Annotated in this window: 9 protein-coding genes and 4 pseudogenes; 3 read left to right on the top strand and 10 right to left on the bottom strand. The window is 30.2% G+C overall.

Features of this window, described 5'->3' with window-relative positions; all coding sequences use genetic code 11:
• Positions 1–827 precede the first annotated feature (827 nt).
• Positions 828–1,466 (bottom strand): immunoglobulin-like domain-containing protein, encoded by a 639-nt coding sequence (locus IGJ23_RS13640; RefSeq protein WP_081115481.1) that lies wholly within the window; start codon positions 1,464–1,466, stop codon positions 828–830.
• Between the two features lie 413 nt (positions 1,467–1,879).
• Here IGJ23_RS13640 and IGJ23_RS13635 point away from each other — a divergent pair.
• A pseudogene (locus tag IGJ23_RS13635) lies at positions 1,880–2,408 on the top strand (transposase); the annotation flags it as partial.
• Positions 2,409–2,450: 42 nt separating this feature from the next.
• On the opposite strand, the gene IGJ23_RS13630 reads toward IGJ23_RS13635, so the two are convergent.
• The 3 genes from IGJ23_RS13630 to IGJ23_RS13620 all read right to left on the bottom strand — a co-directional run bounded on the left by IGJ23_RS13630 (position 2,451) and on the right by IGJ23_RS13620 (position 4,627).
• A complete protein-coding gene (locus IGJ23_RS13630) occupies positions 2,451–2,639 on the bottom strand; it encodes a hypothetical protein (RefSeq protein ID WP_081115480.1) in 189 nt (62 codons plus the stop codon).
• A gap of 551 nt (positions 2,640–3,190) precedes the next feature.
• Positions 3,191–3,892 (bottom strand): nicotinamide riboside transporter PnuC, encoded by a 702-nt coding sequence (gene pnuC, locus IGJ23_RS13625; protein ID WP_081115479.1) that lies wholly within the window; start codon positions 3,890–3,892, stop codon positions 3,191–3,193.
• Positions 3,893–3,904: 12 nt separating this feature from the next.
• Entirely contained in the window at positions 3,905–4,627 is a 723-nt protein-coding gene (locus IGJ23_RS13620; protein ID WP_081115478.1) for a nucleoside phosphorylase, read from the bottom strand.
• A 212-nt stretch (positions 4,628–4,839) separates the two neighbouring features.
• Here IGJ23_RS13620 and IGJ23_RS13615 point away from each other — a divergent pair, with 212 nt between their 5' ends.
• Both IGJ23_RS13615 and IGJ23_RS13610 read left to right on the top strand, forming a co-directional pair.
• Positions 4,840–5,007, top strand: a complete 168-nt coding sequence (locus tag IGJ23_RS13615; RefSeq protein ID WP_438775120.1) for an ATP-binding protein — start codon at positions 4,840–4,842, stop codon at positions 5,005–5,007.
• Positions 5,008–6,682: 1,675 nt separating this feature from the next.
• A pseudogene (locus IGJ23_RS13610) lies at positions 6,683–7,194 on the top strand (ISL3 family transposase); the annotation flags it as partial.
• Here IGJ23_RS13610 and IGJ23_RS13605 read toward each other — a convergent pair.
• From IGJ23_RS13605 to IGJ23_RS13580, 6 genes and pseudogenes are all read right to left on the bottom strand, one after another.
• A pseudogene (locus IGJ23_RS13605) lies at positions 7,195–7,588 on the bottom strand (ParB N-terminal domain-containing protein); the annotation flags it as partial.
• Positions 7,565–7,746: pseudogene (locus tag IGJ23_RS13600) on the bottom strand (DUF3440 domain-containing protein); the annotation flags it as partial. The pseudogenes IGJ23_RS13600 and IGJ23_RS13605, both read right to left, overlap by 24 nt.
• 188 nt (positions 7,747–7,934) lie before the next feature.
• Complete coding sequence (locus IGJ23_RS13595) at positions 7,935–8,273, bottom strand: type II toxin-antitoxin system PemK/MazF family toxin (RefSeq protein WP_081115477.1); 339 nt, start codon at positions 8,271–8,273, stop codon at positions 7,935–7,937.
• Positions 8,266–8,493, bottom strand: a complete 228-nt coding sequence (mazE, locus tag IGJ23_RS13590) for a type II toxin-antitoxin system PemI/MazE family antitoxin (protein ID WP_081115476.1) — start codon at positions 8,491–8,493, stop codon at positions 8,266–8,268. Before mazE ends, IGJ23_RS13595 begins: the two co-directional genes overlap by 8 nt.
• Before the next feature lie 344 nt (positions 8,494–8,837).
• Entirely contained in the window at positions 8,838–9,305 is a 468-nt protein-coding gene (locus tag IGJ23_RS13585) for an EF0163 family protein (RefSeq protein WP_438775119.1), read from the bottom strand.
• 18 nt (positions 9,306–9,323) lie between these two features.
• Positions 9,324–10,487: a glucosaminidase domain-containing protein gene (locus tag IGJ23_RS13580; RefSeq protein ID WP_438775117.1), complete on the bottom strand. Its 1,164-nt coding sequence runs from the start codon at positions 10,485–10,487 to the stop codon at positions 9,324–9,326.
• Between the last annotated feature and the right edge of the window lie 5 nt (positions 10,488–10,492).

Here is a 10,492-nt window from a genome sequence, read left to right as displayed (position 1 = left end):
ATTTTGTTATGGGTTTATGAACATAAAATGAATTCATTTTTTGAAAAATAAAGGTGAAAAATAAAGTGTTCATAAATGGGTCATTTTATGGACACTTAACATCTACAAATAATATTTTGTAAAACTTCGCGCTACCAAGTGTTGTGTAGTAATGTAAACGATAAATAAGTGTTCATATTATATACAAAATTTAGACTACAAGGGAGTCTTTAGTAATCAAATTGCCGTATGATAACAGTGAAAAGTCTTCAGATAATAAAAAATACATTGTTGTATATTCAGAAGATAGAGTAATTATGTTAGTTCCTAGTATCAAAGATCCACTCAGTGAGTGAGAAGAGGCGTAATATCGTAAAAAAATGAAGGAAAAGATTTAAGGGCAGAAATTTTATAGTGTTAGAAGAAAAAACTATATTCCTAAAAAAGATAGAGATTTTCTTTTACAAGATATGGCCAACCTTGAAAAATTATCCATATATTTTGAACATCTTAGTTTACAATGCTTTAGACACATGCGAAAATAAGTTACCTAGAAACTTCAACACAACAAAAAGTCTTTTTCAAATATGAACAGGAGATTCACCTATCCTTATCGAAAAAATATGCTAACACAAAATTAGAAACTCTTCACACATACATATGAAAAAATTGAAATGAATTACTTATAGATTGAGCAGTTTCTCAAATATGAGCTTGCCAATTTTTCTGATTAATGGGTCAATCAGCTATGCATAAAAAATATCCAAGCTAGTGACCCTTACTAGCTTAGATATTCATATATGATATTATCAGCCAGATACAATAAAGATACTCTTTAATCAGAAGGATTAATTAACTTTAACATTAATTACGGTTCTAGTGTTACCGTTACTGTCATATCCGACAACTTCCACTTTGTCTTTATTTTTTGTTATTTTATCTTTTGCGAATAATGAAAAACCTTCTTGTCCATCACTATTCAAAGTTGTTTCTTTTTTTCTAACGACTTTGTTATTAACTCTTAAGGCTACTGTATCAATTCCCCCTTGATTAGTACCAGAAATATATGAATCTCCCAAATGATAATTCTGTGAAGTATTCATTTCATAAGCGTCATGCAATTTAGGGAGAACCTCACATTTTTTTTTTGTAACAATTTGACCTGTATTCGAAATTCCTTCTACTTCAAATACTTTTGTTTTAGAATCTAAACCTAGGAAAGATGTACGTACTTTAAACTTACCATTGGATACATTGACTGAGACTTTCTCTACCCCATTAACAATAAATTTTACTTGAGAAATACCTGTTCCAACACCTTCAACATAAGGATCGGTCCAAAACATTTTTTTAACATTTAACTGATAAGCCTGTACCTCTGACACATTAGCCGTATCTGCAATACTGTCTCCATGTACAATAACCTCTGAGGAACATCCTATACTGAATAATATACTTGAACTGACTAAAATATTTCTTAACTTCATTTTATAATAAATCCTTTCAACATTATATAATTGACATATGGTATTTTGTTGCAATAGAACAATCATTTTTTATGATAGTCATCCCTGAACCATCATTATGTTATCCTTCCCCTTCCTTTAATAATGTTATATATTAAAAGAATATTCTTTCAAATTGTATCAATACTATTTTAATATATATATATATATTAATTATGTAATTTTATTTTTACAAATAATCATAAAAAAATAAATATAAACAATTCAATACTATATATATCTGTTTTAAAAATAATATTTCTTTGTTTTTCTTTAAATGAGGAGTGATTTCTTCTGGAATTAACTAAAATTTTTTATCTGTCATTTTATGGACACTTATTTTGAGATAAAAAGATACTCCGAATATGATTCTAGTTTTGAATAGTAACAAAATTATAGGAAGAACTTTTTTAAACCACCGAGTGAAGGAAACCAAGTCACGACTTAAAAGTGCTTCTCAATACCAATATGGACTTGGTAAAAAAATGAAACGTTATTGGAAACTCCTACAAAAAGAAGAGGCAAAGTTGAACGATGAAAAACAGGTTTGGCGTGCCAGTTTTAAAGATTATTTAACTGAAAGAGAGATTGTCGATCGACTGATAGCTACTTGTCCCAACCTGCGACAAAGCTATCAGTTATACCAAGATTTTCTTTATGCAGTAAAGAAAAGAGAGCATTCACTATTTGAGGACTGTTTATCCAGAGAAGTCAGCCAGCTACCTGAAACTTATGCGACAACTTTGCGAACATTTAAAAAGTTTCTGCCATAGATTCAAAATGCTCTCCGCTACAGTTATTCAAACGGACCACTCGAATGTTTAAACAACCATATTAAAACGCAATGCTTATGGGGTTCGAAATTTTTATAATTTCAAACGACGGATCATGATTCGACACGGTAAAACTATTTTAACCAAATAAAAAGAACAGAAAGAAGTTTTTCTTCTTTCTGCCCAAATTATTCTAAGATTTCTCTTTACCAACATCATTTGACAAAGAGCCTGTATTATAAGAATGTATTAAATAAGGGTGTTCTAAAAGTCTGGAAATTTTTTGCACTTCAGCAACGATTTCCGGATGCGTTAACCATTCTGGATCATTTGTTAATTGACAAATTTTCTTGCGCAAAATGATTTTTGAATTTTGTTCCATAAGATCACTTCTTGAAATAAAAATTGTGAACTACTCGCCACTTAGCTAAACCTGATTGTTCTTAATGCTTGAAGTGGGAAGTTCTTGGGAAAAGAGCATACTTGCTAGCTTATCTTTTCACTTGCAGAGTTTTCTCTTATTGACCAAGCTAATTCTCGTAGTTCCTACGCTTCTCTCGGTCAAAATGCAAACTACAACATAATGCTATGACAGACTTAGTTCTGTTCTCACTCTAATCACAATCATTGTTACACCTGCATCATCATGAATGACTTCACATTTTACTTGTGGTGCTAGTTCAATATCTTTCAATCGGACGTTTTCAGACTGAAATTACACAATTGAGCTTAGAATCAAAAAAATTATATCATTTACTTTTTCGATTTCCGATTTACTAACACCGAACAATATTCATCCCTACTTATAAGGGATGAATGCCTAAATATGTTAAAATAGTCGGAGAAAATTCATTTATTTGGAAAATAAAGATATATTTTGATTTTATAGAGAGTTTTAGTACATTGACAAGTAATTTTATTCTTTTTTAACATTTACTTTCGACTGTTTTCTGCCCATACTTTTGTAGCATAAATAGAATTAAATAATAATGCTGCTTGTAAAGCCACTTGAGATAAATTAGCACCCAAAGTACCTATAGCTGTATCTCCATTTAAAATTTGTATAGTTAAAACACTCCAATAAATAAGATTGGCCAAGTTTACTATAATCCATAGAGACCAATTCTCTCTATATTTAAGTATATAAAGAATTTGCGCAATAAAGCTCAATACAAAATTTATTGAATCAAAATAAGGTAATTGACCATTTACTTGACTTAAAATAAACCATCCCATTAACCAAGCAATAAATGCACCAAAGAATATTAATTGGCGCATTTTATTTGAAAATTGATGAACTGATTCATCATTTCCCCACATAAACCAACCAATTGGTTGAGAAATAACATAAATAATATCCATTGAAAAAGAACCATATGCATGGCTAATCCATGCTATGTAAGTCATTGCAATGCATTGAATTGTACCAAAAATAAATGCTACTCTTCTTCCTTTCATTCCATATACTAAGGACATGATCCCAGTTACACCAGATAACATTCCAACCAAACTATCAGGAGCAATTGCATAAACTAATAATTGAAGAGTAATCAGTCCTAAACAATAAATGACTTCAAATTTTTTCCAATCCAAAAATAATTGATTATATAACCACGAATGAGAATTATTCTGCATTACTTTTCACCTCTAAATAAATGAATCACTCAAAATGTCTAAAGCTAATTTTATAGCTTCTTTCTCACCTTTTATCATTTGTCTATCCTGGTCTACAAAGTTATTAACTCCCTCTCTAAGATCATTTTTGTAAGGAACAACATTCGTTAATATCGACAAGGTTTCGATATTTCTTTGACGACCAACTATAAATAAAATTCCTGATTCCATGTCAGCGGCGATAATCCCTTTAGAAGTCCAAAAATCTTCACATTGTTCATTATCATCCATATAAAAACCGTCGTGAGATCTTACAATTCCATAATTTGCATTAGGTTTATATTTATATGCAGAAGCAAGCAAATTAAATGATGGGACTGCAGGATAAATACTTGGAATATATTTCTTTGATAGTCCATCATCCCTTACAACTCCCTCAGCAATAATTATACTTCCTAGATCAATATTAGGTTGCATAGCTCCTGCAGAACCTACTCTAATAATTTTTTTAATGCCAATATTATTTAACTCTTCAATTGCGATAGCAGTAGAAGGAGCTCCGATCCCTGTGGAAAGAACTAGTATTTTTTTATTTTGGTAAATTCCTATAGATGATTTATACTCTCGATTGTAAGTTAAAAATTGGAAATTACTCATCATAGTTAATATTAAATCAACTCTAGCAGGATCTCCTACAATAATGGCACTATCAACATCTATATCAGAATTTAGACGAATATGGGGTTGAACATTCATAAACTAATCCTCCTAAAACAAAAAAAGAAAACGTTTTAGTCATTTTTACTATAATCGTTTTCGTTTGTCAATAATATTTTTATTACCAAAATTCATTTTATCTACTTGTTTAAGATATAGTATGAAGGAATTGGATGATATTCGTATAAAGAAAGTAAGACGTTTTGATCAGATTTTTTACAACGAATATTCCTTTGTTTCCATAGGCTGAAATCTTTCAAGATAAAAACTTAACAAATGCACTCATCGATCAATTAGTGTACCACGCTAAGATTACTAAAATTAATGGAAAGTCTTATCAGATTAAAGATTATAAAGAAAAAAATTGTCGTATAGGTAACCTTGTTATTTGTGGGCTAAAAACCTACATTTTTGAATGACCATTAACTTTTCATTCATGATTGGTAAATAAGAGACACCATTGCTAGTGAAAAAATAAGCTATCAAGTATGCTGTTTTCCCAAAAATATCTCATTTCAAGTTTTAAAAACCGATAAGTTTAGCTAAGTAGTGAGTAGGTCACTTTCTAGAGTGATTCTAAAGAAATACACTAGACAAATAATAATTTACGGAAGTATTTATTATGGCATTGACAAAGCATGAAAAAAATGACCTAAAGTTGAAGAAATAGTTAAAACATCTAGAATGTCTACAGATGAGTCGCAGATTTTACTAGAAAAACAAAAGAAAGATTGAACAGCAAAAGATCGAAAAACAATAAAAACAGATCCTGATATTAAAAGTCTAATAGAAATATTTAGTAATTTTGATGGAACAAAGGAATATGAAACAGTTTACCAAATGGCAAAATTTTATTTAAAAAATAATTATGATGAACATGTACAACAAATTATTACAAATATTCAAGATGCTAAATTTATCAATTAACTCGTAAAAATAGAAAAGGGGAATAAGAGATTAATCCCTTATTCTCCTTCTTACAGAGTTTAAAAATTTGAGATATTGGAAGAGATAGGAATTGTCAATTATAAATAAAATTCATATATAAGTTTTGGGAAATGGTCAATAAGTATATAGAATTATTTATAATGACAATTATACTTTATGAAAAAAAGACTTTAAATTTCAGCCTTATAAGCTATTGGTTTGAATAATTATCTAAATCTTTTTTTCAATTTAATTTTAGAATTATTCTGATTAAATGCACATTCTTTTTTTCTTATTATTGTTTATTTTTTAAAATATCATAACTGTTATTCAATAAATAATCCCGATTTCCTAATCAATAGTATAAAAAAAATCATAAATTATATATGTTTACTAAAAATAAAAAAATATGTAATGATTTTTTTATTTATAATAGAATCAAGTTAGGTGATTAAAGATAGAGAGAGATTTTTAAATAAATTGTTATTGTCTCCTTGAATATTTTTGATTTACATTGTTTGCTGATTCTATTACCTAACTTAAACACCCACCATCATAGTTACCTCTTAGTTTAAAATATCTATACTAAGAGGTGCTATGAGTTTATAGTGGAAAGAATAATTGAATGAACTATGAAGTTTATTCTTTTTCTAAAGTTATCAGGAATAATTATAGAAACTTCTCTAATATATGCTTCTGAAAATTTATATTTTCTAAGTTGTATTGTATTATTCTAATATTAACATCGTAGTAAGTATTGTTATCAATAATTTTCCTACATATTTGAATCTATTAAATAAAAAAGATTAAGATAATAATTTTAAAACTTATAAAAAATGCGAATTTTAGATAAATAAGTCCCCCTATTTATTTATAATTCCTCCTGAGAAAAATTCAGGAGGCTTTTTCTATGTTTTTAATAAGATTAACATAAATATGTATATTAAAATACTTGCCTACCTATATATTTTGAATGATAAGTATTTATAGAAAATACTTGTAAAATCAATTACTCAATCGGTAGAAACAATTTCTACAGAAAAATAATAAACTATTTAAATATATCCATTTAAATAGTTTCTATACTTTTGGATGTAAAAATATAGAAAAGATACTCTGAAATCCTTTACAATTAATTTGGCGAACCAATTCATAAAAGGATTCAAGATATCTTATACTCAGCTTATCAATGATAACCTAAATATTATAGACTTAAATATCTATTTCGAGGAAAATTGTTTAACCAAAAAAAAATATAATGGGCAAATTTGTTTGATTTACAAAGATACTCTCTAATACACGCCAGAAGAATGTCCGCATTGTCTTTGTGTCGTCCCCTCTAAGATCATTCATTGGGGGACGGCAACCATCCTGTTGTTACTTAATGAATTCTTTGAGTATCGGGCCTATATGGGAGTTAAAGAAACAACGATTCAAATGAAAGTCCTGCCAGATTGCCTTCGTAGAGATATCTCTGTCGCTAAGAAACACTGTTTATTAGTCAAAAAGTTCGTTGATCTATCGTTACTCACTTAAATGAGATGATAAAGGAAATCACTAGTTAGAAAAATATTTCCATTTCTTCGGTTTATCGTGTCATGAAGAGATTCTACCGCCCATCGAACCCTTTCAACCAGACTTTGCCTAATGTCTTATGCTTTGATGAATTTAAATCGGTTATCACTTAATCCTGACTCTACTAGCATCTGCACAATTTCAATGGAATATTTACCTCTAGCACTATTGTATCGAATGGTACTGATAATTCTTTCAGTTATTAGTTTATCAATGATAACTACAGATAAATGATTCTCTTCTCTTTTCGCAATTTCAGGAGATTTTTTTCATTACTAAATAACCATTATAACCATCTACAATCTCATAATAATCTTTTTCTTTCACATAATAACAAATAAACGGCATTGTATATCCATCTACTAAAATAGATTGTTCTAATAATTTTAACTCCTTAGGCGCTACTTTATTTGGATTATAATCATTAATTCGAATTTTACTAATTGGAATTCTATAAACCTTATAAACAGGGTTTAAAAATCTTTCATCTATTTCCATAGAACCATTGTCTCTCTTTTTTTGTAATTCATCTCTAGTTTGAGAAAAACCCATATAGCAACAAAAGTATCATTTTTTAAGATAGTAATACACATTCTTTTATAAGATAGAACCAATCGAAAGTGTTTAATTGATACATCATCTGGACAATCATAAAATTAAATTTTATGATTGTCTGTTTTTTGAAGAATGAAATTTTTTCAAGTAAATATTTCTAGTTTCCTTTGGCAATATATGCTGTCCAAATATCTTCAATATTCCAATCCTATAATGGATAAAAATTAAAAATATTATGATACACTCTAAAAATATATTGTATCGAGCCAAATTCAGTTTTTATCAATCATCAAAAATCAATTTCTAGTGAATAATCTAAGATTTGTTTCACTAATAAAAAGTCTTCTCCTCTTAATCGATCGATAAACTCTTTACTCACAATTCGATCAGTATCGAAACTATGAATTTGTGTCGCATTCACTCTTCCATGTATTTTATATCCATGCAATGGAATATAACCAGAAAAATCATTTCCGCCTGAAGTAATTGGACACACAATAATATAATTTGTTTTTCGATTATACGCATTGGAAGAAACAACCAGTGCTGGGTGTTTCCCTCTCATCTCTCTCCCAAAAGAAGGCGTAAAATTCAACCATATGAGATCACCTTGTTGCGGTTCATACATCCTTTTCTATCTCCTCCTGAGCTAAAAATTGCCATTCCTCATCTTCAGCCTTTTGAAAAGCTTCATCTGACAAAAATGGATTTTTTATTTTTGGCGTAAAAATCAATCCACCATTTTTTGATTTATAGGTGACATACTCTGTTCCTGCTTCAACTTTATATTGTTTTGGAATTGAAATAGAGATTGAATTGCCAACTTTTCTGGCTGTTACATTAATCATTTTACATTCCCCCTCTTCACAACGAATCTTACCATGTAAAACATAATTTAACAACGTATATATTCTTAAAATGATTGGAATTATCTTCTAAAAAATATACCAATTGGTTGATCAATTCGTTGTAAAGATTCCAGTATATCTTGGTATTTTAACTTTTCTATCCTTGTTTGATCCCATAAACATAAATGACTATCCAGCCTTGATAAAACAATTTGTGCTTCTGTTACTTTCCCATCAGCTAAAAGTTCATTTTTTACGTAGTTTAAGTATCGGTGTAAAAAATCTTGTAGTAGCTCATTTTTTTCATAATATTTTTTTCATTTCTGTTCCCTCTTTTTTAGTATTCAATGTACATGAAGTTGTTCATAGCGAAAATTATCAATTTTATATTGGCCATCTTCTTCAACCAGTTGAACAACAAATAGGACTTCGTTTTTTACACCACGACTATCTTCTTCACCCAATAATGCATATTGCTTTTCATTATCGGTATCTTGAAACACTTTGACAATTTTTCCTACACTACGAAATTTAGCATCTAAATCCACATTAATGCCATTCTCTTCTTGGCATTTTTCTGTCATATATTCTTTTACGGATTGATTCCGCTCTTTTAATGAATTGAAATTTAAAAATTTATTGCCAAATGCTAATAGCATAGGACGCGGATTTTCTGGTTCTTTACTTGTTTCAGTCGTTTTATCTTCCAAAAACATCGTTGACTGACTTGTATTTGTATCTGTTACTTTCGTTTCCTCTTTTTTATGACAACCCGAAAGAAAAAGAACCGCTAGTAAACTGAGTAATATCACTTTTTTCAATCTTCTCTCCTACTTTCCACTTTGTTGTAAATAAGGCAATGGATCTAACCAAACACCATCATTTGTAAATGCTGAAGCTTGTGCGGCATACCAATCGCTCTTAGTAAATCCTAAGTGTAAATGTGCCGTATCTCTTATTCCTATTACTTGGCCTGCTTTGACTTTATCCCCCACTTTCACACGTGCATTTGAAGGAGAAGAACCAAATTCCTGATACACCATGCTTAAATCACCATCTTTAATTACAATGACACATGCTCCTAAAGCCGCAATACTTGGATTACCAGCAAATACGACAGTTCCTGCATGAACCGCATGGATCTCATTTCCAGGGTGATCAACCGAGCCGAAGTCTAATCCATTATGGAAACCATTCACACGAAATTCTCCTCCAGGATTTTTTCCAAAAAGTTGTCCTCCCAAAAATGAACTTCGTTCTAAACTTGAACCAGGAAATGGATTGTACCATCCGCCACCTAAGCTACCAGTACTTCCACCACTAGAAGTTGAGCTAATGCTTCCCCATTTTTTGATCGCAAATTCATCGTACTCTGTTAGATGATAAGATTTAATGATCCCCATAGCTCCTTGATAATAGGCACTTCCTTCGGTAATTCCTGCCGCTGCATACCCACCTCTACCTAGAATTAAAAGGCATTGTCCAGGGTCTTTATTTCCCACACACGCATTGAAATTGGATTGAGTAGCCACCATATAACCATAATATGCATAACATGCCTTTGCATTAGGAAACTTCATGTAGTTTCCCCCTTCACTTCCTCCGACACCTCTTGCACTTCCTTTAGGGTAAGGACAACCTGAATACCAGGTTATCCCAAAATAATTGTGGTCATTTTTTCCAGAATAAGATTGTCCATAAGCACTTTCCCATCCGAATTGCGAAAGAATGACTGAAGGTAATAGTTTGTATTTAACTGCCGCTCCTACCGCATATCTCGCATGTTCATCTGTAATAGGCCCTCTTCCTTTGATTTCTTCAAAAATAGGTAAATCTTCCGTATACTCTCCTGTAAACATTCCTTCTGAGTAAGAACTTGTTTCCTCTGTTGCTCCTACTGAACCAATCATTTGTATCATCATATTTAGCATAATAAAAAAAGGAAAAAGCAATAGAAGAAGACCTGAACCAAACACTATTAGTTTCCATTTCATTCAGA

The organism is Enterococcus sp. DIV1682a, assembly GCF_051711005.1.
Lineage (GTDB): Bacteria > Bacillota > Bacilli > Lactobacillales > Enterococcaceae > Enterococcus_B > Enterococcus_B hirae.
This window is presented reverse-complemented; position numbering and strand designations above follow the sequence as displayed.